Genomic DNA, 26,180 nt, shown 5'->3' on the forward strand with positions numbered 1-26,180 from the left:
CCCTTTCGCTTTTTCGCGGTTCCCTGTGACGTAACAGAGGGGGATGATATGGGAATCTGGGCGTCGGGGGTATTTCTTTCAGGTTTTTTGTTTCTGGCCGCCGGTTTTGGGCAGGTGAATGCCGCTGAGACGGGACCGAGTTTCAGTTGTGCCCATCCTTCCAGCCTGGAAGCGATCATCTGCAAGGATGCGGGGCTGTCGCAACAGGACCGTGACTTGGCCAGGCTTTATGCCCGATCAAGGATCGATCTGTTCAATTCGGGCGCTTCCGGGCAGGCCGCGCAGCAAAAGACCTGGCTGGCGAACCGGAACCGTGACTGCGCCGATACGCGCTATGGCCCTTCCGACAAATGCATGAGCGGTGCCTACCGGGAGCGGCTGGGCGAACTGGCCGTGGCGACCCTCTTCCGTGATCCCGATGACGCCCTGGCGGTGCTGAAACGGGAATACCCGAAACTGGCGCCGCTCTATGGCGCGCTCTATCACTATGTCACGGTCAGCGATGACGCCAGACGCCGGCAGGTGGTGGGGGCGCTGGTGGAAGACGCCCAGAGCTTGTCTGACGATGAAAACGTCAAATCGATGATGCCGGAAAAGGTCGTGGCCTCCGACAAGGGATTCAGTGCCTATTTCGTGGTCGCCGATATGGAGGCGGGTGATGTCATGCCCATGCCGTGCGATGCGTTGTTGCGCCGGCCGGGGCTGATCGAGGCGCTCGGCGCCTATTACGGCGGGATGCTGGACAGCATGGTGCCGGATTCCGATTGCGACGCCATGCTGCCGCCGGTACCGGAACTGGAGACCTTCGCCGATCACGCCTGGCAGGATGTCGGCGATTGTGACGGTACGATCCGCTTTTCGGTTTTCCGCGAATCCCAAAAGATGCTGACCGTGGTACGGCTGCACCGGGATGATATCTGGAAGGACCGCTTAAGTGAAGACCTGCCGCCCGGCCGCGCGGCGGCCGGGGCTGTGGCCGTGAAGGCACTGACCAGTTATTACATCCGTGCCTACAGGCTGGCGCCGGATGTGGCGGCGGCGGACGCCCAAACCGCTATCGGCGCTTTGAGCGCCAGTATCTATAACGGCTGCGCGGAATAGAAAAGGGAGCGCCCTGAGACACTCCCCGGGTCTGGTCAGCTTGTGGCCGGCCTAGAAGGTGAAGTGGCCACCGATGGACAGCACCGAAGCGCTGGCGTCGTTCAGGGCGCCTTTGATAATGATCGGGGTCTGGACGGCAGTGCCGGCATAGGCCGCGGTGGTGGTGCTGAGCGTGCTCTTGGCGAAGGCGACATAGGTGAAGGCGGCATCGATGGCGAAGCTTGGCGTCACCTGATAGCTGGTGCCCACGGCATAATCGATGCGGTCGGCATCGGGCACGCGGGCGTCGCGGTGGCCGTCACGCGTCGGGGTCTGGTCGGACTGGATGCCGGCGCGGACCGTCCACTTGGGATTGATCACGTAATCGCCGCCAATCGCCAGGCTGACCGTATCGCGGTAGTCTTCCGGAATGGCCTGGGAGACCGGCGCGCCGATGGTGATGTAGTCGAACTCGCTCCAGCCGAAGCTGATCGCCTGAGCGTGCAGGGCCAGTTTGTCGGTGGCTTGCAGGGTGACGCCGAGCATGGCTTGTGACGGCGTGCTGAACGTGGCCGAGAGACCGTCCCTGGTGCCGTTGGAAGCGGCGAGCGGGCCGAGCAGGCCGGAAACCGTCAGATCGCCGCTCAGCTCGTGCTTGATGGCCGACTTGTAGCTCAGGCCGACGGTGATCTTGTCATGATGCGCCTGGGCGCCGACCGTATAACCGTAGTTCCAGCCGTCGCCTTCCAGCGTCTGGGCGCCATCGGGCAGCAGGGGCGAGAGGTTCGGCAGGGCGTTGTTGAGCGTCGCCTTGGTGTATTCGGCGTTGAGGCCGACGCCGAGACTCAGCCAGTCATTGACCTTGAAGGCGACGACCGGCTGGATGTCGATAGTCGTCAGGCGGGTCTTGTCGGCGTCATAACGCGCCCAGCTATCGGCATCATAATTGGTCTCGAAGGAAAACGGCGCGGTGACGGTCATACCAATGGAGACGCGATCATTAAGCGGCATCGAGAACGAGCCGTTCGGCAGGACGCCGGTGGAGATCGGGTCTTTGGAGATCGGATTGCCGCCGACCGGGGCCGGGGCCTGGCCGGGACGGACGATGATCGAGCCGGTGTCATCGACATTGCCCTTGGGGGCGATATAGGCGGCGCCGAAGCTGAGGTCCTTCGTGGTCGAGCCGGCGATCGAGGCCGGGTTCCACCACAAGGCGTCGGCGCCCTTGGCGGTGACGGCGCCGGAATAGGCATTGCCGGCCTGCTTGGCGGACAGGTCTTGCAGGTAGAAGCCGCCGGCATGGGCGGCGGTGGTGACGCCAGCTGTCAGGGCGAGTGCGGAGGCGGCGAAAAGCGCCATCATCTTCACGGATTTCATATGCGTTTACTCCTATGCGAATTTCACCGGCTCTTCGTGCGCCTGAGTGATTATTCGCGACATTCACATTACGCTTACGTTCACGTCAATCAAATTGTTGACGTTCGTGTCAACTTTTTTACGGGTGTAATAAATTTGACATTCCCGTCAGACTGTATTTACGTTAACGTCAACCGTGGCCGGCAAGTCCGGCAAGGCAAGGGTTACCGCAGGCGAAAGCTGTAGGCGGCCCGCTGACAAGAAACAAAGTGGAGGACGGCCGTGAATCGTAAAATATTGCTAATGGGCGCGCTGGCGCTATGGACGAGCGCCCTGGCCCTGCCGGTGGTTGCCGCCGAGCCGATCGAGGGCGACTGGAAAACGATGAAGGGCGATACGGCCCATATCGCGCCCTGCGCCGAAGGCTTTTGCATCAAGCTGATCAATGGTCCCTATGCCGGTAAGGAAATCGGTCACCTGAAAGGCAATGGCGGGCTTTATAACGGCCAGATCACCGATCCGAAGGATGACAAGACCTATGATGGCTCGGCGGCCGTGACCGGCAATAATCTCAAGCTGCAAGGCTGTGTACTCAAGATTTTCTGCAAGTCGCAGGTGTGGACGCGGCTGTAGGGGGCCTTGCTGACTCTTTCTGGCCGGTGGTTCATCCATTATGAGCACGATAAAGAAAGCGGAGGACACAATGGCTAGCCATTTTATCTGGTATGAACTGATTACTTCGGATCTCGATGCCGCGATAAGCTTTTACGGCGCAGTCATCGGCTGGACGGTTTCGCCAAGCCAGACGCCCGGCATGGACTACCGCCGGATCATGGCCGCTGACGAAGGGGTTGGCGGCATGATGAAGGTGCCGGATGCCGGTATGCCGCCCGCCTGGTTCGGCTATGTCAATGTGGCCGATGTGGATGCGGAGGCCGCCGCTTTCGAGGCCGCCGGCGGCAAGGTTTTGTGGCCGGCCAACGAAGACGCCGGCGTCGGCCGCATGGCCATGCTGGCCGATCCGCAGGGCGCGGCCATCTACGTCATGACCCCGACCGGCGAAGGCGAGAGCCAGGCCTTCAAGTCGGGCGCTTTGGGCCATTGCGGCTGGAACGAATATCACGCCACCAACTGGGAAACCGCCTTTGATTTCTACGCCGGCCGTTTTGGCTGGGTGAAGGATCAGGCCGTGGACATGGGGGATATGGGCACCTACCAGACCTTTACTGCCGGCGGCGTTCTGACCGGCGGCATGATGAACAATCCGCTGCCGCAACAGGCCTGGCTCTTCTATTTCAACGTTGGCGATATTGACGCCGCGATCCAATGCCTTACCAACGGAGGCGGGGCGCTCCAGATGCCGCCAATGGAAGTGCCTGGCGGTCAGTGGGCCGTGGTCGCCCGCGATCCGCAAGGCGCCCTGTTCGGCCTTCTGGGATCACGTCCGGCGGCCTGATAGCGGGCGGCTGATCACGATTACGGCACTGCCGGTTGACCGTGCGGCAAGAGATGGCAAAACTACGTTCGATCCCGGCAATGTACCCGCCAAGATCGAAATCGCCGGTCCAGTGCCGGCGACGCGCGTTTGTCGCTTACCCCATCTCATTCAAAGCCCGCAATAGGAGCCTTTCATGCGTATTCCGCTTATCGCGCTGGCGAGTGCCGCTGCGTGCCTGGCCTTGCCTGCTGCCGCCGAGGTCAAGCCGTTTCCCGCCAGTTTCCATACCGAAGAGATCGCCACAAACGGCGCCACCCTGCATGTCCGCGTAGGCGGCAAAGGCCCGGCTGTCGTGCTGCTGCATGGCTTCGGCGATAGTGGCGACATGTGGGAACCGCTGGCCGAAGTGCTGGTGAAAGACCATACGGTCATCGTGCCCGATCTGCGCGGCATGGGCCTGTCGTCGCATCCGGATACCGGTTACGACAAGAAGACCGAGGCGCAGGATATCGCCGCCGTCATGGACCATCTGAAAGTCACGAAGGCGGCGCTGGTCACTCACGATATCGGCAATATGGTCGGTTATGCCCTGGCGGCGCAGTATCCGGACCGCATCACGCGCTGGGCGGTGATCGACGCGCCGCTGCCGGGTGTCGGCAACTGGGCGGCGCAGCTCAGCAACCCCAAGACCTGGCATTTCAATTTTCATGGGCCTGACGAAGAACGGCTGGTGGCGGGGCGCGAGCGCATCTTCCTCGACCGCTTCTATAATGAGCTGTCGGCCAATCCGGCGGGCATAGATGAGGCCACGCGCGTGCATTATGCCGAGCTGTATGCCCGGCCGCACGCCATGCACGATGCGCTGGAGCAGTTCGTCAATTTCACGCAGGATGGCATCGATAATCAGGCCTTCCTCGCCAAGGGCAAGCTGACCATGCCGGTGCTGGCGATCGGTGGCGATCATTCCTACGGGGCGAACATGGCCACCGAACTGAACTTTGTCGCCACGAATGTCAGCAGCGGGGTCATTACCGATTCCGGTCACTGGATCATGGAGGAGCAGCCCGCTCAGGTCGTCGCCATGGTCGTGCCGTTTATCGAGGCCAAATGACGTCTTTTAACGTCTCCCGCGTTCCCTGTTTGGGGCGCGGGAAGCGTGTTTATGGCGGGACGGCGGCCAGTTCCATAAGCAGGTCTCGGCCACGGCTCAGGTGTTGCGCCAGATCCTGATAGGACGTATTGCGGCCGTTTGTGGCAGGGGCCTTCGCAGCGGGTAATTGAGGCCGTTTGCCAGGCGCGGGCGTCTCGCCGCGATCGATGGCGTCGAGCAGGGCTTCCATGTCGTCGAGGGCGGCATCGAGCGCTTTGCCGCTGTCGGTTTCTTCGCCGTCTTCGACCCCATCGTCGTCGTACGTGTAGACGAAAGGCGCTTCTGGCTCGGGGGCGGGCGGGGCGGTATTGCGTTGGGGGGAGGTGTGCGCCCGAACCTTGCTGAACAACTGGACCGTGACGCGATCGGCGGTGCCGAGGCAGCGCATGGCGCGGTCGCCTTCCAGCCAGGATTGCGGCTTGGGGAAATCCTTGATGGTTTCCATGATGTCGTCGGACAGGGCGCGCAGCGCCGCCCGCCGCTGTTCGAGCGGTGACAGGTCAGCGGCGATGTCCTCAGGGGTATCCATCAGGAAATGATGAGGCGGTTTTGGGGAGCGGGGATAGATTTGCTTATCCTCCCTTGCGAGCCTCTTGGCGAAGCGGGGGAGGTGGCGGGCGAAGTCCCGCCGGAGGGGGCATTTCTGGCGGCGGTATGGCCCCCTCCGTCAGCGACACCAGCCCTGCGGGCTTCGCGCTGACACCTCCCCCGTACGCTTCGCTACAGGGGAGGAGAACGGAGGGCAAGGCTGCATTGAATGCAATGGCGTCACTTGCGCGCAGCTTGTAGAAAAGCTGGCTGCAATCGCGTTGCGAGAAAGAGGTTAACGTGCGCAATAAGCTTCCAAGGCAGGCTCACGGCGACTTAACAAAGAAACCCCACCACCATCCGGCTTCGCCTAAAGACTACGCCGGACGGTCCCATAGCTGGCGAAAGCTATACTTTCGCTGGCGCTAAACCCCGAACAAGTCGGGGAGGTATAAGGTGAGGGGGCTGCCGCACGCGCTGTCGCGTTCCGGGTCAAGGGTGCCTCGCACCCTTGCGCGACCCTGGTTGGCCCTAAAAATTTGGGGCCATTCTGTTTGTCGGCCCTTGCGCCTCCGTTCATATATCCCATATCGGCTACAGCTTTCAGGCATTCCCTTTCACGAGGGGGCTTGAAAAAATCCCTTAATTCATCTTAACGGGGATGGACAATCGCGGCGCTTGCCTCACATAAGGCCGCTACAGACCATTCGCCTCAACGGAGCAGATTGAAATCCATGGCTAAAATTATCGGTATCGACCTCGGCACGACCAATTCCTGCGTCGCTGTCATGGACGGCAAAACCCCCAAGGTGATCGAAAACGCCGAAGGCGTGCGCACCACGCCGTCCGTCGTCGCCATCGTTGACGACTCGGAGCGCCTTGTCGGCCAGCCGGCCAAGCGCCAGGCGGTCACCAACCCGTCCAACACCCTCTTCGCCATCAAGCGCCTGATCGGCCGCAACTATGCTGACCCGATGGTTCAGAAGGACAAGGGCATGGTGCCCTACGAAATCTCCAAGGGCCCTTCGGGCGACGCCTGGGTGAAAGCGCACGGCAAGGATTACTCGCCGCAGCAGATCTCGGCCTTTATCCTCATGAAGATGAAGGAAGACGCCGAAGCCTATCTCGGCGAAACGGTCACGCAAGCCGTCATCACCGTTCCGGCCTACTTCAACGACGCCCAGCGTCAGGCCACCAAGGACGCCGGCAAGATCGCTGGCCTCGAAGTGCTGCGCATCATCAACGAGCCGACCGCGGCGGCGCTGGCCTATGGCCTCGACAAGAACGACGGCAAGAAGATCGCCGTGTACGATCTCGGCGGCGGCACGTTCGACGTCTCGGTCCTCGAAATCGGCGACGGCGTGTTTGAAGTGAAGTCGACCAACGGCGACACCTTCCTCGGCGGTGAAGACTTCGACATGCGCGTCGTGGATTACCTGGCTGACGAGTTCAAGAAGGAAAACGGCGTCGATCTGCGTTCCGACAAGCTGGCCCTGCAACGCCTCAAGGAAGAAGCGGAAAAGGCCAAGAAGGAACTGTCGACCGTCGCGCAATACGACCTGAACCTGCCGTTTATCTCGATGAACGCGTCCGGTCCGCTGCACCTGAACCTCAAGCTGACCCGCGCCAAGCTGGAATCGCTCGTTGAAGACCTGATCGCCAAGACCATCGGGCCTTGCCAGCAGGCGCTGAAGGATGCCGGCCTCAAGGCGTCTGATATCGATGAAGTCATCCTGGTCGGCGGCATGACCCGCATGCCCAAGGTGGTCGATGCCGTGAAGACCTTCTTCGGCCGCGAACCCCACAAGGGCGTCAACCCGGACGAAGTCGTGGCGCTCGGCGCCGCCATCCAGGCCGGCGTGCTGCAAGGCGATGTCAAGGACGTGCTGCTGCTCGACGTGACCCCGCTGACCTTGGGTATCGAAACGCTCGGCGGCGTGTTCACCCCGCTGATCGAACGCAACACCACGATCCCGACCAAGAAGTCGCAGACCTTCTCGACCGCCGACGATAATCAATCGGCCGTGACGATCCGCTGCTTCCAGGGTGAGCGCCCGATGGCCGCCGACAACAAGATGCTGGGTCAGTTCGACCTGGTCGGCATCCCGCCGGCGCCGCGCGGCGTGCCGCAGATCGAAGTCACCTTCGATATCGACGCCAACGGCATCGTCAATGTCCACGCCAAGGACAAGGCGACCAACAAGGAGCACTCGATCCGCATTCAGGCCAATGGCGGCCTCAGCGATGCCGATATCGAGGAAATGATCAAGACCGCCGAAGCCAACAAGGGCGAGGACGAGAAGCGCAAGCAGCTCATCGAAGCCCGCAACCAGGCCGACGCCCTGATCCATTCCACCGAAAAGGCCGTCAAGGACTTTGGCGACAAGGTAGGCGCCGAAGACAAGACGGCGATCGAAACCGCCCTGACCGACCTCAAGACGGCCCGCGACGGTGAAGACGCCGACGACATCAAGGCGAAGCACCAGACCCTGATGACCGCCTCGATGAAGCTTGGTGAAGCCATGTACGCCCAACAAGCGGGCGAGAGCGACGAAGAGCCGACCGGCACGGCGGAAGACGACGGCGTTGTCGATGCCGACTTCGAGGAAGTCGACGGCGACGATCAGAAGCGGGGCTAAGGCCTCAGATGGGTGCGACGGCTGACCTTATTACGGGTATCGCAGCCGCATCCTGCACGGATGAGGCGGCAAGGTTTGACTCCTTGCCGCCTTTCCTTAAAGTTTTCCAATTGAAATGGACAGATGAGGCCGGAACGTCGCGCGATGCGCCGACGGCATGGCTGATATCGGGGCAAGCAGTATGAGCAAGCGTTGTTATTACGAAGTGCTGGGCGTGGAGCGCACGGTCGATGAGGTGGTCCTCAAATCGGCGTTCCGCAAAAAGGCGATGGAGCACCATCCTGACCGTAATCACGGCGACGATGGCGCGGAGGCGCGCTTCAAGGAAGTCAACGAAGCCTACAGCGTATTGAGTGACGCCCAGAAGCGGGCCGCCTATGACCGTTACGGCCACGACGGCGTGAACGGGCAGCAAGGCGGTTTTGGCGGTGGCGGCTTTAACGGCGCGCAGGGCTTCTCGAACGTCGAGGACATCTTCTCGGAAATGTTCGGCGATATCTTCGGCCAGCAGCAGCGCCGCGGGCCGCAAGGCGCGCAGCGCGGGCCGGATGTCCGCGCAGACTACGAAATCACGCTGGAACAGGCCTATAAGGGCGCCGATGTCGAGATCACCATCCCGACGACCATAACCTGCGAAGTCTGTCACGGCTCCGGCGCCAAGGCTGGCACTAAGCCGGTGACCTGTTCGACCTGCGGTGGCCAGGGCCGTGTGCGGGCGTCGAACGGTTTCTTTGCTGTCGAGCGTACCTGTCCGACCTGTAACGGCCAGGGTCAGACGATCAAGGATCCGTGCGATAACTGCCGGGGTCATGGCCAGGTTCGCAAGAATAAAGACCTCAAGGTCCGCATTCCCGCCGGTGTTGATGACGGCGCGCGCATCCTGCTCAAGGGTGAAGGCCAGGCCGGTCCGAAAGGCGGGCCGAAGGGTGATCTCTATATCTTCCTGACCGTGGCCGAACACGATATTTTCGAGCGCGACGGCGCCGATCTGCACTGCTCGATCCCCGTGCCGATGGCGACCGCCATTCTCGGTGGTGAGCTGGATGTGCCCTGCCTGATGGGCGGCGAAAACTGCGACGGCCAGTGCAAGCTCCAGATCGCCGTGCCGGAAGGCGCCCAGACCGGTCATAAGGTCAAGCTCAAAGAGCGCGGCATGCCGGTGCTCAATTCGAAGAAGAAGGGCGACCTGATCGTCGAACTGTTCATCGAGACACCGAAGCACCTGACGCCGCGCCAGAAGGAGCTGATGAAGGAATTTGCGGCGCTTTCGGAGGAGCAGTCCTACGCGCAGTCACAAGGCTTCATGCACAAGGCCAAGCGCTTCTGGGAAGACATCACCGGTGCAGCCGCGCAGTAAGGGTGCTTGGCACCCTTAACCCGGATTCGCTATAGAATTTGGAAATCCCGTCGGAACCTCTCCGGTGGGATTTTCTTTGGAATCAAGACACCCCACCACCATTGGCTTCGCCGAACTGCGTTTCGCTACGCTCATGGTCCCCCTCCCCGGCACAGCCGGGGAGGTATAAAGTTCACCTTCTTATACCTCCCCAGTTTACTGGGGAGGGGGACCGCGCCGAAGGCGTGGTGGTGGGGTTTCTTGCTTTCTCTCCGCGCCTCGGCCACAAAGCCCTATGCCCGATATCCGTGACTTCATCCTGCAAAACCTCCGCCTCGAACCCGCGCCGGGGCTGCCGGAAATAGCGCTTTATCGCGCTCATGCCGGCAGCCGTTTGTCGCGGCTGGGCGAGACGCCGCCCTACTGGGCCTATCACTGGGCCGGCGGTACGGTGCTGGCGCGGCATATCCTCGATCACCCTGAAAGCGTGCGCGGCAAACGCGTGGTTGATCTCGGCTGCGGTTCCGGCGTGGTCGCCATCGCCGCCATGAAGGCCGGGGCTAGAGAGGTTATGGCCGTCGATATCGATCCGAATGCTATAATGGCCACCATACTGAATGCCGAAGCCAATAAGGTTGTGATTACGGCGCGCACCGGCGAACTCATAATACCACCGGACACCGATGTGATCATGGGGGGTGATGTGTTTTACGACACGACATTAGCCGAGAAGATGTCGGCGCTTTTCACGGACTGTATTGCAGCGGGCATTGACGTTCTGGTCGGGGATATGGGCCGCAAATCTCTGCCGCTTGATCTGCTGGCGCCGCTGGCTGAATACGAGGTGCCGGATTTCGGTCAGCCGCAGTTGTTGAAGGCGAAAGTATTCAGGTTCAAAGGCAAGGGGCCGAAAGGCCCCTTGACCCCGTAAGTCCTTGTGCCTATTCGGAAGACTGAACGACGAAACAAAGGCTTGATCATGTCCACCACACGCTTTGCTATCAATGGCGCCAAGGGCCGCATGGGCCAGGCCATCGCGCATGTGCTGGAAGCCGCCGGACACACAGTATCCGCTCGCTTTGACAAGGGTGACGATTTCGATCTGAGCGATGCCGATGTCGTCATCGATTTTTCGACGCCCGAAGCCACCCTGCAATTGGCGCAGGCCTGTGCCGCCGAAGGCGATCGCCGGGGCGCGCCGATCGTTCAGGTCATCGGTGCCACCGGTTTCACACCGGAGCAGGAGACCGCCCTGGCATCCTTTGCCGAAAAGGTCGTGTTGCTAAAGTCCGGCAACTATTCGCTCGGCGTCAACCTGATGATGGGGCTTTTAAAGCAGGCCAGCGCCCGCCTGAGCGCTCAGGATTGGGATATCGAGATCACCGAGAGCCACCATAAGCGCAAGGTTGATGCCCCCTCCGGCACCGCCCTGATGCTGGGGGATGCGGTCGCCCACGGCCGGGGTGTCAAGTTGAAGGACGTCAGGGTCGCCGCGCGTGACGGGATCACCGGTCCGCGCAGGTCCGGCGACATTGGTTTTTCCGTCATTCGCGGTGGCGGCATCGTTGGCGAACACAGCGTTCTGTTCGCCTCGGAAGACGAGCTGATCACCTTCGCCCACAGCGCCCGCGACCGCACGCTGTTCGCGCGCGGCGCCATTCAGGCCGGCCTGTGGGGCCGCAAGCAAGAGCCAGGCATATACGATATGCAGGACGTCTTAGGGTTCTGACTTCCGAAACTAGGTTTCAGCAGGGGCGACTGGCCGCCGCGCAGGTTTGCGCGGGAGCCATGAGGGACGCCTGGTCCGGCGTTTGAGCGACCTATATTAGTGCGCGCTTTTGGCGGCGCCCAGTTTCAGGACCGCTTTCAGGCTGCCGAGTACGCCGATCATCCCGTAGGCGAAGACGAACAGCAGGAACAGTTGCGCGATGGCGCCGATATGGCGGAAATCAGGATAGTTCGGCTGGCCGCCGTTCAACAGTGGCAGGAAAATATTGAAGGCCATTACGATCAGCAGGGCCGCGGCGGCCTTCAGGGCATACTTGTCGGATTTAGGTTGCAGCAGGCCGATAACGATGGCGACGATGAGAATGGGCAGGGGATTGACGTCGCCGAGGGCGGCACGAAAACCGTCGCTCAGGCCGGTGAAGAAGGTCCAGATATCGTTCATAGGGTATCCTTTTTGATGTCACTGGTTTGGCATAAGGGTACGCTCCGCCGGAATGAGGCGATACTGAACGATAGCATGGTTAACCAAAAATCAAAAAACTATCTGTTTCATTGCGCAAACTGGTTGATCAGACCGGTTTATGACTGTTCGGCTTGGGTGTAATCGGCGGCAGCGTCGCTTTGATCAGCCCGGTCGCGTGGATGACGAGATAGCTCAATATAAACAGTATGATCATCTGGAACTGGACCTCCAACTGGGTCAGGTCCGGCCAGATCGCCTGGTAACCCGCCACTGTCGGCAACAGGGCGGTAACGATTGTGGCGGGAATAACGGCAAGCGCCGCCAGAAGCCATGTCGGGCTGCGCCTGGGCTGAATCATGCCAAGGAACAGGCTGAAAATCAGCGTCGGGACAGGGTTTAGCCCCACCAGCGCCGCCTGGATTGAATCTCGCATGGCCCACAGAAATTGCGTAAATTCACTCATACGATGTCTCTTTCAAAAGTGGGGTATTCAGAAGCCTGATCAGGGCCTTTGGTCTGAACCTCTTTTGAGGTTAGGGGACGTCAGTTCGTATACGTATGATGACACGATGGGGCGCTTCGCATTTCTCTCAAAGTGGAAATGTGTGCCGGGCAGATCACGGATGCAATATTTTGGCGAGTGTTACTCGCTTGCCACGAGAAATTGCCTAAAGGCTATCGATCATGGTTTGGAGGCGCGATGTCACTTCGCCTGCGATCGGCGCCAGACCGGCATTTTTTATGGCGGACATCGATTCCAGGGGGTTGACCGCCGAGACCTCGCTTTTTCCGTTGCCCATATCCTGAACCACGACATTGCAGGGCAGCATGGTGCCAATCTTGTTTTCGGCCTGGAGGGCGCGGTAGGCGAACTGCGGATTGCAGGCGCCCAGGATGATATAGGGCTTCATTTCAGCGCCGAGCTTGGCCTTCATCGTGGCGGCGACATCGATGGTGGTCAGGACACCAAACCCCTGGTCCGCCAGGGCCTGGGTGACGCGCGTGACGGCGTCGTCAAACGCGCAATCGAGGACTTTGGTGAAATGATAGGTCATGACCGGCGCCTTTATGTGTGGACGTTAGCATTGTCCCGCAGAGGGCGCCGCCCGTCCAGACATTTCTCGCGCAGGTGATCAGCGGCCGGTCGAGCCGAAACCGCCTTCGCCCCGTGTCGTCGCTTCCAGGGTTTCCGGCGTTTCCCACACGATGCGGGCGTGCTGCGCCACAATCATCTGCGCGATGCGGTCGCCGCGACGGATAACGAAATCTTCCGAACCGAGATTGATCAGGATGACCCCGACCTCGCCGCGGTAATCGCTGTCGATCGTGCCCGGCGTATTCAGGCAGGTGATGCCGAATTTCAGCGCCAGCCCCGAGCGCGGTCGTACCTGTACCTCGTAGCCCAGCGGCACCGACATCTTCAGGCCGGTCGGAATCAGGGCGCGGGCCATCGGCTTGAGTGTGATTTCCTCGCCTTCGGCGATGGCGGCACGCAGGTCGAGGCCAGCCGAGCCTTCGGTTTCATAGGCGGGCAGCGCCAGCCCTGCGGCATGAGGCAGTTGCAGCACGTGCGCGGTAACTTCCGGCGAGGCTTCGGGGCGGGTATGGGCGTTCATGTGCGGTCTCTGCATAAAAAGCTGGAAATCTTTCGTCAGTTTAGGCCGCCCATGGCGCGCCGTAAACGAGCCTGGTTAACCAAAACCTTGCACAGGTTTGAACCGCTTGTGGATAATCGTCGTTACAGCGGCGCTTCCAGTGCCCGCTCGATCTCGTCGGCCAGCAGGCCGGCGCCGGTCAGGCTGAGGTGTCCGGCGTTGAAATAGAGCACGCCGGCGCCGGGCCGGTAGATATGACAGATGGAATCGCAGAAGAGGGCGTCTGGCCGGATGCCAGTCATGTCGTTGATTTCGGTAAAACGGGCGAACTCATCGCGGATATGGCCCCGCCGGTTTTCATAGGCGGCATGGGGCGTGCCGATCGTTTCCGGGGCGTGTCCAGCCCGCGATTCCAACGCCAGCTTGGAGGGTGGATCAAAATCAAAAGTGGGGATCGGATAGACGATGACGACCTGCTTGCCGGTCTTTTTAAGCTCCAGCGCGGTATGTTCCATCCCCTTGATCGCCGCGCGTGACGACGCGTCATCGTCGTGCAGATTGCCGACCAGGATGACGGTGCGCATATTCGGGTCAGCCTTCACGGCGGCGAGCGTATCGATATTGTGCTGGCGGCAGACCGCTGCGCGGCTCAGCGTGGCCGGACAACCGGACATAGTGATCGATTTCAGGCTGGCGCCCTTTGCGGTCAGGCGTTCGCCGAGCACCTTGGCCAGTTCGGCGCCGTGGCTGTCACCCCAGACGGCGTAGCTCGCCGGCACATCGGCGGCGCCATAGACGCACAGCTTGTCATAATCCAGTGGCCGGTCGGAGCGCATATGGCATTTGTTGCGGTCGTGATTGTAGTCGTTGGTGGCCGCCAGGTAGACGCGTTCCTGTGGCGAGAAGCGTTGCGGCAGGCCACCGGCGTAATAGATGCACAAACAAAGACCAATAGAGGCGGTCATGGCCAGGCCGCCAAAGGCCCATACCGGCAGGCGGCGCTTTTCGGGATGCTCTTCTGTATGGGCGCGCAGGAAGGGCGTCTCGATATAGCGCCAGGAGAGCCAGGCCAGACCCACCGACAGGATCAGGGCCAGCACAATCATCCACGGCGAATCGGGGAAAACGAAGCGCGTAAAGACCAGCAATGGCCAGTGCCATAGATAAAGCGAATAGGAGATATCGCCAACCCATACCAACGGCGACCAGGACAGGACGCGATTGCCCCAGCCTTTCGGCGAGATCAACAAGGCGGCGGCGCCGAGGCAGGGCAGCAGGCCAAGCAGGCCGGGAAACGGCGATTCCTCGGTGATGACAATAAAGCTGATCGCCAGCGCAACCAAACCGGCCAGGCTGAGGATTTTCTGCGCGATCACCGGCAGGCTGAACCGCCGGTCGAGGCCGACGCACAGGGCGCCGATCAGCAGTTCAAACGCGCGCGAGGTCGGGAAGAAGAATGACACTTCCGGGTGCGCGGCCAGCCGGGTTTGTGAGAACCACAGCGACCACAGCGCCAGGGCGAACAGCGCCGGCCACAATAAGCGTTTCGCCCAGCGATGGAGCACATAGAGGATCGGCGGAAACAGCAGGTAAAACTGTTCTTCGACGCCGAGCGACCAGGTGTGGAGCAGAGGTTTCAGTTCGGCTTGCAGGTCGAAATAACCGGTCTCGCGGGCAAAGGCGAAATTGGACAGGAACAGGGTGGTGAAGAACTGCGACTTGACCAGTTCCTTCAGCAGGGTCGGCGGAAAGAAAATCAGCCCCAGGATCATGGTGAAGGCCAGCACGGTGAACAGGGCCGGATAGAGCCGGCGGATGCGGCGGCGATAGAATTCGCGGATCGAGAAGCGCTTTTCTTCCATCGGCCGCAGCAAAACCTGCGTGATCAGGTAACCCGACAGCACGAAAAAGACATCGACCCCGATGAAACCGCCTGGCAGCGCCATGTGGCTGGCGTGGAAAGCGAGCACAGCGAGAACGGCGACGGCGCGCATACCCTGGATATCGGCGCGTTTCCTGTGTGCCGCCGGGGTGTGTATCGCTGTCATGTGTCCTGCCTGAAAGAATGTGGTCATGACCGATAACCGATTAAGGTCGATTACGAAACCGTGATCTGCATATCAGGCGATGCGTTTCTGGATATAGGTGCTGAGGAAATCGGCGATATCGGTCTTGGTCGTGCCGGAAATCGGCGTGAAACCATCAAGATCGACGAGCGTGGCCTGGTTGTGTGCCGAACCGAAAACGCCATCCGAGACATTATTGGCGACGATGGCGTCACAGCCCTTGGAAGCCAATTTCGCCTTGGCGTAGTCTTCCAGTTTCTGGGTTTCCGCCGCGAAGCCAATCACCAGGCGCGGGCGCATATCGAGATGCTTGGAGACGGATTCAAGAATGTCGGGGTTCTTGACGAAGGTGACCGACAGTTCGTTCTCAATAGTCTTCTTTTGCTTTTCGGCGGCGATATCCTTCGCGCGCCAGTCGGCGACTGCCGCTACGCCGACAAAGACATCGCAAGGCAGTTGCGCATGGGCGGCGTCGAACATCTCCTGCGCCGTCTCGACATCGATACGGGTGACGCCGACCGGGGTGGGCAGGGAAACTGGTCCGGAAATCAGGGTGACATCAGCACCTTCGCGCGCCAGCCTGGCGGCGATGGCATAGCCCTGCTTACCGGAGGAGCGGTTGGTCAGGCCGCGCACAGGATCGAGCGGTTCAAACGTCGGCCCGGCGGTAATGACGATCTTTTTACCCGCCAGCGGGCCATCGATCCCGCCGGTGATATGAAACTGGATGGCGGCCAGAATAGCCTCAGGTTCGCTCATGCGGCCGAGACCGTATTCGCCACAGGCCATGTCGCCTTCATCGGGGCCGGTGAACAGTACGCCATCGGCCTTCAGGATGTCCAGATTGCGTTGCGTCGCCGGGTGGTGCCACATGCGGACGTTCATGGCGGGCGCCAGCAAAACGCGCTTGTCGGTGGCGAGCAGAAGCGTCGAGGCCAGGTCATTGGCCAGGCCTTGTGCCTGTTTGGCCATCAGGTCGGCGGTGGCCGGCGCCACCACGACCAGATCGGCCTGACGCGACAGCATGATATGGCCCATCTCGGTCTCGTCGGTGAGGTCGAACAGGTCGGTATAGACGGTGTCGCCGGAAAGGGCGGCGGCGGTCAGGGGGGTGATGAACTCGTGCGCCGCTTTGGTCATGACGACGCGAACCTCAAGGCCGGCCTTTTTGATCAGGCGGATCAGTTCGAGCGATTTATAGGCCGCGATGCCGCCGCCGATGATCAGCAGAATACGCTTTGAAACAGGCTGATCCGTCATGACGAGGTATCCTTTAACTTGCCGCCGGGTTGTGCCATAGGTGGGGTTGAAGGTGCAAGGGGGCAAGACTATGCGGGGAATCTGGGTATCAGCTTTGCTGCTGCTTGGGCTGGTTGCCTGCGATGCCGGACCCTCGGCGGTGCTGCCGGATGGTGCGGGCAAGGCGCCGGGCGAACAGGTGCAGCCCGCCAAGACGCCGGTGTGGGCGCAGGCGGATAAACAGGCGTCTGGCAAGGACATCGAACAGGCCTCCATGCCTGTGGTGGATGAGGCCCTTGTTTCAGGCGAAGCCCTGCCGATCGCGGCGCAACGGGCCAAGGTCACCGCAACGCGCTATGGTGACTGGCCACTGTGGTCGCAGAATCGCAAATATTCCGCCGATGAAAACGCGCATTATCATTTTGAGAAGCATGGGCCGGAGTTTTCGGCGAAATCATATCCGGACTATATGGCGATGGTGCATGGCTTTATTCATAATCCGCCGGCGGGAACACAGACCCTGAAACGAACGAATGGCGACACGCTGTTTTATGATCCGAAGGGCAATGTTTTTGCGGTCATGACCAGGGCCGGTGCGCCGCGGACGATGTTCCGGCCGGATAATGGCGCGGCCTACTGGCGGCAGCAGAAGGTCATCGAGAGCCAGCGCCGCACGCCAAGGCGCGAGAGTTATAGCGAGTGATTTAGTCGAATCGTAACGCCTGATTGCCATAGTGCCGTCATGAGTCCGGCGATCTTACGATATCTCTCAAAACGGGGCTGGCCACTGGCGGTGATTGCACTGGCCGTGCTGATCCGGCTGTTTGCGCCGCTCGATCCCAATATCGACTGGCTGATCAGCAATAATCGCGCCTTTCTGCACGGGGTGGCGCTTTATCACGATATCGTCGAAACCAATCCGCCGATGGCGGTTTTCATTTATCTGCCGGCGACCCTGATCGAGCACTGGACGGGCTGGGCGGCGGCGCCGGTCTTTACCGTCATGGTTCTGCTGGCGGGCACGGCGTCGGCGATCTTTTTCAGCCGGTCGGTGGAGGCCTGTAGCCGCTGGACCTTGCCGGTGACCCTGTTCGTTGTGCTGGTTGCGCCGCTGTCTGCCTTTGGTGAGCGCGAGCATGTGGCGCTGATCCTGATGCTGCCGCTGTTCGGGCTGCTGATCCGGCGGGCTGCGGGTGAGGCGCCGGACTGGCCGGCCATCATCGTGGTGGGGCTGTTGGCCGGGATCGCGCCGATGATCAAGCCCTATTTCGCGCTCGGCATTATCACGGCCTGCCTGTGGCTGGCCGTCCGCAGGCGTGACGCGCGTTTTCTGTTCGCCCCGGAGGCCGTGATCGCCGCCGCCATGACCCTGGCTATCGCTGCGATGGTTTGGCTGTACCTGCCGGCCTATCCCCGCGAGGTCCTGCCTTTACTGATGGATGTCTATGCGCCGTTGCGACGGCCACTCACGGATTTCATCTTTTCGACCAATGTGCGGGTGAGTGTCCTGAGTGCGCTTATGCTCTGGCTGGCCATGCGCGGCGCAACGATCAAGCCCACCGCAGGCGTCCTGCTGGCGGGGGCTGGCGGTTTCTTCATTGCCTTCCTGATCCAGGGGCGCGGTTGGCCCTATCACGCCTATCCGGCCGTTGCTCTGCTGATGATGGCCGCAATCCTGACCCTCTTTTCGGCGAAGACAACCTCCGAGAAAATCTATAGCTGGTGGGCTGTGGGGGCCGTTCTGCTTAATCTTGTCACCTATGCGGATTTTCCCGGCGGCGATTATGGCGGCGTGCGGCTGGTGGCGCCCATTCGCGCAGAGGTGACGGCGCCGACTATCATGTCCATCACGTCCGATCTGACGCCCGGTCATCCGATTACCACCGATGTCGGCGGTTCATGGGCGGGCACCTATGCCAGCCGCTGGATCACGGTCAATGCCGGGAAATTGCTGGCGCGGCATCCCGACGCCGAAACACGGGCGCGGCTTGAAAACTGGCTGGTCTATGATCGCAGGGTTATCAATCATGACCTCGCCACCCGTCGCCCCGATATCGTGCTGGTCGGGATCGGCGGCTATGACTGGCGAAAGTGGATTGCGGCAGATATCGAAACCGCGCGCCTGATGGCGGATTACTGGCCCCTGGCGGCGGATACCCTGACGCCAGCGCAAAAAAGGAAATATGAGCCGGTCATGGCCTATATCCGCAAGGACTTACCGAACCGCCATCCAGATCAGCACACCCAGTGAAATCACCGACACGACCAGGGCGATCAGGCCGAAGGTCCGGCCCTGCTGGGCCACGATCTGCAGGGCGGCCAGTTCGACGGTCTTCTTGGTTTCGACCTCTTCTTCGTCATCTGTGCGCAGGCGGCTGATCAGCTTTTCGACGATGCGGCGGGTCTGGACGACCGGTGACAGTTCGCGTGAAATCCAGTCCTTGACCACCGGACGGGCGGCTTCCCACAGGTCGTGCTCCGGATAGATGCGGCGGGCCACGCCCTCGACCGACACCATGGTTTTTTGCAGCAGCACCAGTTCGGGCCGCAGGTGCATGTCGAACTGGGCGGTGATCTCGAAAAGCTGCGTCAGCAGGCGGCCCATCGAAACCTCGGTGGCTTTTTGGCCGAGCACAGGCTCACCGACCGCACGCAAAGCCTGCGCAAAGCTATCGACATTATGATGGCGCGGCACATAGCCGGCCTCGAAATGGACTTCGGCCACGCGCTTGTAATCGCGGCGCAGGAAGCCCCACAGCATTTCCGCCAGATAGCGGCGCTCCTTGGGGCGCAGGCGGCCGATAATGCCGAAATCGATGGCGGTCAGTTGCGCCGGCGCGGTGATGAACAGATTGCCCTCGTGCAGATCGGCGTGGAAGACGCCGTGATCGAGCGCCTGGCTGAGGAAGGCGCGGATCAGGTTGTCGGCCGCTTCCTTGTGATCGAGGCCGGGCAGGGTCAGGGCTTCGGGGCGGCTGAGGGGCGTGCCGGTGGCCCATTCTGTCACCAGCACACGGCGCGACACCTGATGCCACACCACGGCGGGCGCCCGCATCCACGGCTCTTTATTGATGATCTTGCCGATCTCGTCGCAGGCCGAGGCCTCCAGCCGCAGGTCAAGTTCGAGCAGCAGCGACTGCGCCACGGTGGCGACGAAGGCGACCGGCTCCAGCCGGCGGGTTGACGGGAAAAAGAAGGCGATAAGGCGCGCGCCCAGGGTCATCATGTCGATGTCGGCGGCGACAATATCCTCGATCTGCGGGCGCAGGATCTTCACCGCCACCTTGCGTCCGTCGAGCAGGACAGCCTCATGCGCCTGGGCGATGGAGGCCGAACCGATGACCTCACCGAAGTTCGAGAAGATGGCGCTGACCGGCTTGCCGAGCGATTCGACGACGCTGGCCTCGGCGATGTCGTGCGAGAACGGAGGCAGGTTATCCTTCAGGTGAGCAAGGTCGACGATGAACGGCTGGCCGAAAATATCGCCACGCGTCGAAAGCACCTGACCGAGCTTGATAAAGGCGGGGCCTAGCTGCTGGAAGGCAAGGGCATAGCGTTCGCCGGGGCGCAGCGTGGTTTTCTTGCTTAAAAGTGTCCGCAAAAGGCCGGTGAAGGCGCGCGGGATCGGCGGCAGGTGATGCGCCGTTTCCTTCGGTAACAGGGCGTCGTAATGCAGCAGGACAAAGCCTGTGCGGAACATGCGCAGCCATGAATTCAGACCAGACAAGCGGTTAGGCCCAGCCTTCGTGCAGGGCGCAGACCCCGCCGGAATAGTTGGTATAGCGGGCGGATCTGAAGCCGGCTTTTTCCATCATGCCCTTGAAGGTGTCCTGATCAGGGAAGCGCTGGATGCTTTCGACGAGATACTGGTAACTGTCACGATCCTTGGCCACCAGTTCGCCCATGAAGGGGATGATCTTGAAGGAATAGGTCTCGTAGATTTTCGAGATCACCGAAGAGGTCGGATGCGAGAATTCGAGGCAGAAAAAACGGCCGCCGGGCTTGAGCACGCGTTTCGCTTCACCCAGCGCCACCTGCACATCAGCGACATTGCGGATGCCGAACGAGATGATATAGGCGTCGATGGTGTTGTCCTCGATCGCCAGGTTCATGGCGTCGCCGACCGACCAGGAGATTTCCGGCTCGTCGAGATGTTTCTTTGCCGACTTTTCACGCCCGGCCATGATCATGGCTTCGTTATAATCGATGATGCGGATCTCGGCGTCTTTCGCCGCGTAGCCGCGTGACTGACGGCGGGCTTTGGCGGCGCGGGCGAGCTTGGCCAGGCGGCGGGCGATATCGCCGGTGCCGCCGGCGCAATCGATGATCACTTCGCCGGGCTGCGGATTGAGACGGGCGCAGGCCGCGTCCTTCCACAGGTGGTGAACCCCGCCCGACATGACATCGTTCATCAGGTCATAGCTGGAGGCGACATTTTTGAAAACATCATGGACCATCGCCACCTTTTCGCGGGCGTCGACATCCTTGAAACCAAAGGGGGAGGTGGCTGTATCGGTCATAAGGGGCGTTGTAGCCCGAAACCGGTAAGTTTGCGAAGAGGAAAAGTGGCCAGGTGTGCGGGATGCAAGCGGCAAATCGTCGCTTTTGGTCAAAACCTTTTTAAACCGATCATTTCTGGCAAACCGGGCAGAAGAAGCTGGACCGTCCCTGATGCACCTTGCGCTCTATAATGCCGCCATCCTCACGCGGGCAAGGCCGGCCCTTGCGGTCATAAACGCAGAAACGGTGCTGGAAATAGCCCAGTTCACCCGAAGCCGCCGCGAAATCGCTGATCGACGAGCCACCGGAGGCCACCGCCTCTTCCAGAACCGTCTTGATGCCCGCCACAAGCGCCTGGGCGGCTTTCGGCTTAAGGTCCGAGGCCCTGTGGTCCGGGGACAGCCGCGCCCGCCACAGCGCCTCGCAGACATAGATATTGCCTAGTCCGGCGATACCGCCTTGCGCCATCAAAAGCGCCTTGAGATTGACATTGCGTCCCTTGGCCATTTTCAGCAGCACATCGGCGTTCAGATCATCAGACAACGGCTCGACGCCCAGCCCCTTGAACCATTTGCTCTCATACAACTCATCAGGCTTGAGCAGCAGCATGAAGCCGAACCGGCGCGGATCGTAATAGTCGATCCGGCTGATCTCACCATTCGGCAAGGTCGCCAGGCACTGAAAATGCAGATGTTTCTCATCGGGCGCGACCGCATGATAATAACGCGCCAGGTCTTCGGGCGTGTCGTTTACCTGGAAGCGGCCCGTCATGCCCAGGTGCGTCACCCAGATAGCCTGCGTATCGAGATAAAACAGCAGATATTTCGCCCGCCGCTCCAGCCGCATCACCTCCGCACCGTCCAGGCGTTCGGCAAAGCGTTCGGGAAAGGGATAGCGCAGGTTCGGCCGATGCAGGCGGATCGCGCTGAGCTTCGCGCCGGCCATGTGCGGCTCCAGCCCGCGCCGGACGGTTTCGACTTCGGGCAGTTCGGGCATGGCGATGGTTCCGAGGGCTAAGAGCAGGGGACACAGTCCCCTGCACCCCGATACTCGACAATGGATAAGGATATCAATATGAAAAAAATCCGGGCCCAAGGGTCCGGATTTTTTCATATTTAGGTCTTTAAGCACCGTCGCGTTATGGGGTGCAGGGGTCCGCGACCCCTGGCCTTAAGCCACCCGCACCAACCGCCGTGTCGCCTGTTCGCCCAGATCGGCGAACCATTGCGACGGATCGAGCGCCACCTCATCATTGAGCGCCATCGCCTCCCAGCTGATCTTTGGCGCCTTGCGCTCCGAGGCCGCCACGATGGCGCGCAGTTCGGCCGCCGAGGTCACGCCGACGATCACGGTCGAGACGCCTTCGAGATTGAGTGCAAAACTTAAGGCCGCGTGCAGCGGATCGGCGCCGCTTTCGGCCATCATCCGGCGCACGCGGGACAGATGCGGACCGATCGGCGTCAGGTTCGCCGGCAGGCTTTCACGCGGCAGGAACAGCAACCCTTGCAGGAACACCGAGCGAATCTGCACCTCGACGCCCAGTTCGGCCAGGCTCGAAATCGTGCTGTTGCGCACCAGGCGCTGATCCAGAATAGACGCCGGCACCTGCATGATATCGGGCTTGAAGCGCCTGGCCAGCAGCAGGGGCTGGTCAGAGGCGGTGGCGCTGATGCCGATCTTGCTGATCAGGCCTTCGCCCTTGAGCTTTTCCAGACGCGCCCACAAGGCGTCGCCATCCGGCCCCATCAGGTCTTCAGCGCGATCGACCAGGGCGGCATGACCGCGCGCCAGGCCCATATGATCGATCGAGCGGCGCAGGCGTGATTCCAGCCATTCCAGCCCGTTTTCGAGGCGAAGCGTGCGGACCTGCGGCTTGAAAGGCGACGGAAATGGCCAATTGCGGCCGAGCACACGCTCAACGTCGCCATCATGGTGCGAGGCGTCGATATTCAGGATCTTGCAGTCGGCGGCCAGTTCGAGGATCTGGCGCACTTCGTCCTCGCCCACGCGGCCCCGCGTGTTCGAAATACCGTAGTCACCGCCAAATTGCGCTGAACCCAGACCGAGGCTTGCCGCCATACGTGCGTCTTTTCCCAAAAAAATAACCAGATTCCTTAACCACGTAAGGATCGGTTTGAATTTGGACGGGAATGTTAAAGAAGGTCTTTACAGGAAATAAGAAACCCATACGGCTCACAGGTTTCTTTGACAAAGAACAGGCGAAGCGAAAGGTTTAGTTTTCTAATTTGCTTGTAAATCATAGGCTTACTACGATGCGGGGACGCGAACCGTTAATTTTTTATCCCCTTAAATATCGAAGACACGCTGCCGATCTTCGAAGTTCGCCATGCTGACGCCCTGATCGGTGACCAGACCGTTGGCGATGGAATAGACCCAGCCGTGAATGGTCAGGGGCTGGCCTTCGCGCCAGGCATTCTGCACGATCGGCGTCAGGGCGACATTGCGCGCCTGGGCGATAACATTCAGCTCACACAGGCGATCGAAGCGCTGCGTATCGTCATCGATCCCCGCCAGCTCATGCTGGTGATTGTGCGCCACCTCGCGGATCGGCGTCAGCCAGTGATCGATGAGCGCGTCGCCCTGCGATTCGATAGCCGCCCGCACCCCGCCGCAGCCATAATGGCCGACCACGAGGATATGTTTCACCTTCAGCACCTGAACGGCAAATTGCAGCACGCTCAGATAGTTGGCGTCCTGCGGCGGCGTCAGGTTGGCGATATTGCGGTGGACAAACATCTCGCCGGGGTCGAGATTGACGATTTCATTGGCCGGGACCCGGCTATCGGCGCAGCCGATCCAGAAATATTCCGGCGATTGCTGGGCGACGAGGCGTTTGAAAAATTCGGGGTCTATTTCGGTCTTCTGATGCGCCCAGTGGCGATTGTTTTCAATCAGTTGATCCAGCATGACCCAGAGCCTCTCCAAACAACACTTCGGGGGTTATAGGCCACGCGCTTCTCAGATCAAGTCTTTTATAACTTATGCGGGATCACACCCTGAACAGCCGTTTTAAAGGATGCGATGCCCTGGTCGATCGTCAGGCCAGCCTTTTCGAAAGAGCCGTAGCGGATGACCAGGATCAGCACGACCACCCCTACCAGACCGAACAAACCTTCGACAATGCTGAGAATGAGCGGCCCCCATTGCACCCCTCTGACCCTGACATAGGAGGTCAGGCCCTCGGCGGTATGGACAGGTTCGGAAAACTTCATTTTGGCCCCCCTCGGAAACGTGCCTTAACGCCACCTTAACCTTAAAAACCGGCGTGCGCCAGTGGCCGCGACAGGACTGATGAATGCCCTTGTTTTCTGTAATGTTTTCGGTCAAACCTTTAGCCACAGGCCCGAAAATACGGGCCGCACAGGGGCCATGAATGACGACCGAAGACAAGATGCAGAAAAACAGCCTGCGCACCATCGTGATCGCCTCGGCGGCGGGCACCACCTTTGAATGGTACGACTTCTTCATCTTCGGCTCGCTGACGGCCATTATCGCCCAAAACTTCTATGCCGGGCTGAACGAAACCCTGGCCACCATAGCCGCACTGGCTACCTTCGCTGTTGGCTTTATCGCCCGGCCACTGGGCGCGCTTGTGTTCGGCCATATCGGCGACAAGAAGGGCCGCAAGGGCACTTTTCTTTACACCATCCTGGTCATGGGACTGGCCACCATCGCCATCGGCCTGCTGCCGACCTACAAGCAGGTCGGCATACTGGCGCCTGTCCTGCTGATCATATTGCGCATCGTGCAGGGCTTCGCGCTCGGTGGCGAATATGGCGGTGCGGCGATTTATGTGGCCGAACATGCGCCGGCCAACAAGCGCGGCGCCTATACCGGCTGGATACAGACCTCGGCCGGCTTCGGCCTGATCGCGGCGCTGCTGGTCATTCTCGTTACGCGCAAGACCATTTCCGAACCCGTCTTCGCCGATTGGGGCTGGCGGATTCCGTTTATCGTCTCGGCTGGTTTGCTGGCGGTCTCGGTCTATATCCGCTCGAAAACCGCCGAAAGCCCGGCCTTCAAGGCGCTGCACGACCAGGGGCAACTGGCGAAATCGCCGCTCAGCGAAATCTTCACCCGCTGGCCGAACTTCAAGGGGATGCTGATCGCGCTGTTCGGTTTCATGACGGCGCAGGGCGTGGTGTGGTACACCACCTTCTTCTATACACAGGTGTTCCTGACTTCGATCGTCAAGCTCGATCCGGCCGATATGAACACCCTCGTCATGGGCATGACGCTGGTATCTGCGGGCCTCTATGTCGCCTTCGCCACGCTGTCCGACAAGATCGGCCGCAAGCCGGTGATGATCTTCGGCATCCTGCTGGCCTGTATTTCTTTCTTCCCCGGCTATCAGGCCCTGATGAAGTTCGGCAATCCCGACCTCGAAACGGCGCAGCGGATCAATCCGGTCTATGTCGTGGCCGATCCGAAATCGTGCAGCTTCCAGTTCGACCTCTTTAACACCGCTCAGTTCACGACCCCCTGCGATCTGGCCAAAAGCGTGGTGACCGGCATCGGCACGCCCTATGTCAACCGCGCCGACGCGAACGCAGGCGAAACCGCCAGCATCCATATCGGTTCGCAGGTGATCGCTGTGCCTTCCGGCAAGGGACTCGACAAGGCCGGCCTCAAGGCGCTGAAAGCCAGGGCGGCCACCGAGGTCAAGGCGGCGCTGAAAGCCGCCGGCTATCCGGAAAAGGCCGACCGCGCCAAGGCCAATCTGTGGGCGATGTTCGGCGTCCTGTGTATCCTGGCCGTGGCCGCGACGGCGCTTTACGGTCCGATGGCCTCAGCGCTCGTCGAAATGTTCCCGACCCGCGTGCGCTATACCGCCATGAGCCTGCCCTACAATATCGGCACCGGCTGGTTCGGCGGTTTGCAGCCGGTCCTGTCCTTCGCCATGGTGGCGGCGTCAGGCAATATCTATTTCGGCCTGTGGTATCCGGTAGCGACCGGCCTGCTGGCGGTTCTGGTGTCGCTGTTATTCCTTAAGGAAACCAAGGGCCGCGACCTGCATACGATTGAATAGGGTTTAAGCAAG

General features: G+C 60.7%; 25 protein-coding genes. 11 read left to right on the top strand and 14 right to left on the bottom strand.

What is annotated here, in order from left to right:
- Positions 1–48 precede the first annotated feature (48 nt).
- Complete coding sequence (locus VL130_RS05015) at positions 49–1,101, top strand: hypothetical protein (RefSeq protein ID WP_325361635.1); 1,053 nt, start codon at positions 49–51, stop codon at positions 1,099–1,101.
- A gap of 51 nt (positions 1,102–1,152) precedes the next feature.
- Here the strand turns inward: VL130_RS05015 and VL130_RS05020 are convergent, their stop codons facing one another.
- On the bottom strand, positions 1,153–2,457 hold the full coding sequence (locus VL130_RS05020) for an OmpP1/FadL family transporter (RefSeq protein ID WP_325361636.1): 1,305 nt from the start codon (positions 2,455–2,457) through the stop codon (positions 1,153–1,155).
- A 261-nt stretch (positions 2,458–2,718) separates the two neighbouring features.
- Between VL130_RS05020 and VL130_RS05025 the strand changes: the two genes are divergently transcribed.
- The 3 genes from VL130_RS05025 (at position 2,719) to VL130_RS05035 (ending at position 4,985) form a co-directional block, all read left to right on the top strand.
- A complete protein-coding gene (locus VL130_RS05025; protein ID WP_325361637.1) occupies positions 2,719–3,069 on the top strand; it encodes a DUF2147 domain-containing protein in 351 nt (116 codons plus the stop codon).
- 70 nt (positions 3,070–3,139) lie between these two features.
- Positions 3,140–3,892, top strand: coding sequence for a VOC family protein (locus tag VL130_RS05030; protein WP_325361638.1), 753 nt, complete (start codon positions 3,140–3,142; stop codon positions 3,890–3,892).
- Positions 3,893–4,067: 175 nt separating this feature from the next.
- Positions 4,068–4,985 carry an alpha/beta hydrolase gene (locus VL130_RS05035; protein WP_325361639.1) on the top strand — a complete coding sequence of 306 codons (918 nt, stop codon included), beginning with the start codon at positions 4,068–4,070 and terminating at the stop codon, positions 4,983–4,985.
- Between the two features lie 49 nt (positions 4,986–5,034).
- Here the strand turns inward: VL130_RS05035 and VL130_RS05040 are convergent, their stop codons facing one another.
- Complete coding sequence (locus tag VL130_RS05040) at positions 5,035–5,553, bottom strand: hypothetical protein (protein WP_325361640.1); 519 nt, start codon at positions 5,551–5,553, stop codon at positions 5,035–5,037.
- 733 nt (positions 5,554–6,286) lie between these two features.
- Between VL130_RS05040 and dnaK the strand changes: the two genes are divergently transcribed.
- The 4 genes from dnaK (at position 6,287) to dapB (ending at position 11,256) form a co-directional block, all read left to right on the top strand.
- The gene (gene dnaK / locus VL130_RS05045; RefSeq protein WP_325361641.1) at positions 6,287–8,191 is read left to right on the top strand and encodes a molecular chaperone DnaK; all 1,905 of its coding nucleotides are present in this window, start codon (positions 6,287–6,289) and stop codon (positions 8,189–8,191) included.
- A 181-nt stretch (positions 8,192–8,372) separates the two neighbouring features.
- On the top strand, positions 8,373–9,548 hold the full coding sequence (gene dnaJ, locus VL130_RS05050; RefSeq protein ID WP_325361642.1) for a molecular chaperone DnaJ: 1,176 nt from the start codon (positions 8,373–8,375) through the stop codon (positions 9,546–9,548).
- A 274-nt stretch (positions 9,549–9,822) separates the two neighbouring features.
- Positions 9,823–10,458 carry a class I SAM-dependent methyltransferase gene (locus VL130_RS05055; RefSeq protein ID WP_325361643.1) on the top strand — a complete coding sequence of 212 codons (636 nt, stop codon included), beginning with the start codon at positions 9,823–9,825 and terminating at the stop codon, positions 10,456–10,458.
- A 48-nt stretch (positions 10,459–10,506) separates the two neighbouring features.
- Complete coding sequence (gene dapB, locus VL130_RS05060) at positions 10,507–11,256, top strand: 4-hydroxy-tetrahydrodipicolinate reductase (protein ID WP_325361644.1); 750 nt, start codon at positions 10,507–10,509, stop codon at positions 11,254–11,256.
- A gap of 96 nt (positions 11,257–11,352) precedes the next feature.
- On the opposite strand, the gene VL130_RS05065 is transcribed toward dapB, so the two are convergent.
- The 6 genes from VL130_RS05065 to coaBC all read right to left on the bottom strand — a co-directional run bounded on the left by VL130_RS05065 (position 11,353) and on the right by coaBC (position 16,639).
- Entirely contained in the window at positions 11,353–11,697 is a 345-nt protein-coding gene (locus VL130_RS05065; RefSeq protein WP_325361645.1) for a hypothetical protein, read from the bottom strand.
- 127 nt (positions 11,698–11,824) lie between these two features.
- Entirely contained in the window at positions 11,825–12,181 is a 357-nt protein-coding gene (locus tag VL130_RS05070; RefSeq protein WP_325361646.1) for a hypothetical protein, read from the bottom strand.
- Positions 12,182–12,386: 205 nt separating this feature from the next.
- Complete coding sequence (locus tag VL130_RS05075; protein ID WP_325361647.1) at positions 12,387–12,773, bottom strand: DUF302 domain-containing protein; 387 nt, start codon at positions 12,771–12,773, stop codon at positions 12,387–12,389.
- Positions 12,774–12,851: 78 nt separating this feature from the next.
- Complete coding sequence (gene dut, locus VL130_RS05080; RefSeq protein WP_325361648.1) at positions 12,852–13,334, bottom strand: dUTP diphosphatase; 483 nt, start codon at positions 13,332–13,334, stop codon at positions 12,852–12,854.
- A 122-nt stretch (positions 13,335–13,456) separates the two neighbouring features.
- Positions 13,457–15,361, bottom strand: a complete 1,905-nt coding sequence (locus VL130_RS05085) for an acyltransferase family protein (protein WP_325361649.1) — start codon at positions 15,359–15,361, stop codon at positions 13,457–13,459.
- Between the two features lie 72 nt (positions 15,362–15,433).
- A complete protein-coding gene (gene coaBC / locus VL130_RS05090) occupies positions 15,434–16,639 on the bottom strand; it encodes a bifunctional phosphopantothenoylcysteine decarboxylase/phosphopantothenate--cysteine ligase CoaBC (protein ID WP_325361650.1) in 1,206 nt (401 codons plus the stop codon).
- A gap of 70 nt (positions 16,640–16,709) precedes the next feature.
- On the opposite strand from coaBC, the gene VL130_RS05095 reads away from it, so the two are divergent.
- Together VL130_RS05095 and VL130_RS05100 are read left to right on the top strand one after the other, a co-directional pair.
- Positions 16,710–17,321 (top strand): hypothetical protein, encoded by a 612-nt coding sequence (locus tag VL130_RS05095; protein WP_325361651.1) that lies wholly within the window; start codon positions 16,710–16,712, stop codon positions 17,319–17,321.
- 39 nt (positions 17,322–17,360) lie between these two features.
- Positions 17,361–18,869 (top strand): hypothetical protein, encoded by a 1,509-nt coding sequence (locus VL130_RS05100; RefSeq protein ID WP_325361652.1) that lies wholly within the window; start codon positions 17,361–17,363, stop codon positions 18,867–18,869.
- On the opposite strand, the gene ubiB is transcribed toward VL130_RS05100, so the two are convergent.
- The 6 genes from ubiB to VL130_RS05130 all read right to left on the bottom strand — a co-directional run bounded on the left by ubiB (position 18,834) and on the right by VL130_RS05130 (position 24,351).
- Positions 18,834–20,345, bottom strand: coding sequence for a 2-polyprenylphenol 6-hydroxylase (gene ubiB / locus VL130_RS05105; protein WP_325361653.1), 1,512 nt, complete (start codon positions 20,343–20,345; stop codon positions 18,834–18,836). The genes VL130_RS05100 and ubiB overlap by 36 nt on opposite strands.
- A gap of 4 nt (positions 20,346–20,349) precedes the next feature.
- On the bottom strand, positions 20,350–21,138 hold the full coding sequence (locus VL130_RS05110; RefSeq protein WP_325361654.1) for a class I SAM-dependent methyltransferase: 789 nt from the start codon (positions 21,136–21,138) through the stop codon (positions 20,350–20,352).
- A 109-nt stretch (positions 21,139–21,247) separates the two neighbouring features.
- The gene (gene mutM, locus VL130_RS05115) at positions 21,248–22,114 is read right to left on the bottom strand and encodes a bifunctional DNA-formamidopyrimidine glycosylase/DNA-(apurinic or apyrimidinic site) lyase (protein ID WP_325361655.1); all 867 of its coding nucleotides are present in this window, start codon (positions 22,112–22,114) and stop codon (positions 21,248–21,250) included.
- Positions 22,115–22,288: 174 nt separating this feature from the next.
- On the bottom strand, positions 22,289–23,197 hold the full coding sequence (locus VL130_RS05120) for an aldo/keto reductase (RefSeq protein ID WP_325361656.1): 909 nt from the start codon (positions 23,195–23,197) through the stop codon (positions 22,289–22,291).
- A 228-nt stretch (positions 23,198–23,425) separates the two neighbouring features.
- Positions 23,426–24,046: a carbonic anhydrase gene (locus tag VL130_RS05125; RefSeq protein ID WP_325361657.1), complete on the bottom strand. Its 621-nt coding sequence runs from the start codon at positions 24,044–24,046 to the stop codon at positions 23,426–23,428.
- Between the two features lie 65 nt (positions 24,047–24,111).
- Positions 24,112–24,351, bottom strand: coding sequence for a hypothetical protein (locus VL130_RS05130; protein WP_325361658.1), 240 nt, complete (start codon positions 24,349–24,351; stop codon positions 24,112–24,114).
- A gap of 161 nt (positions 24,352–24,512) precedes the next feature.
- On the opposite strand from VL130_RS05130, the gene VL130_RS05135 reads away from it, so the two are divergent.
- Positions 24,513–26,168 carry an MFS transporter gene (locus VL130_RS05135; RefSeq protein WP_325361659.1) on the top strand — a complete coding sequence of 552 codons (1,656 nt, stop codon included), beginning with the start codon at positions 24,513–24,515 and terminating at the stop codon, positions 26,166–26,168.
- Positions 26,169–26,180 lie beyond the last annotated feature (12 nt).

Origin of the sequence: Asticcacaulis sp., from assembly GCF_035497195.1 — a bacterium.
GTDB lineage: Bacteria > Pseudomonadota > Alphaproteobacteria > Caulobacterales > Caulobacteraceae > Asticcacaulis.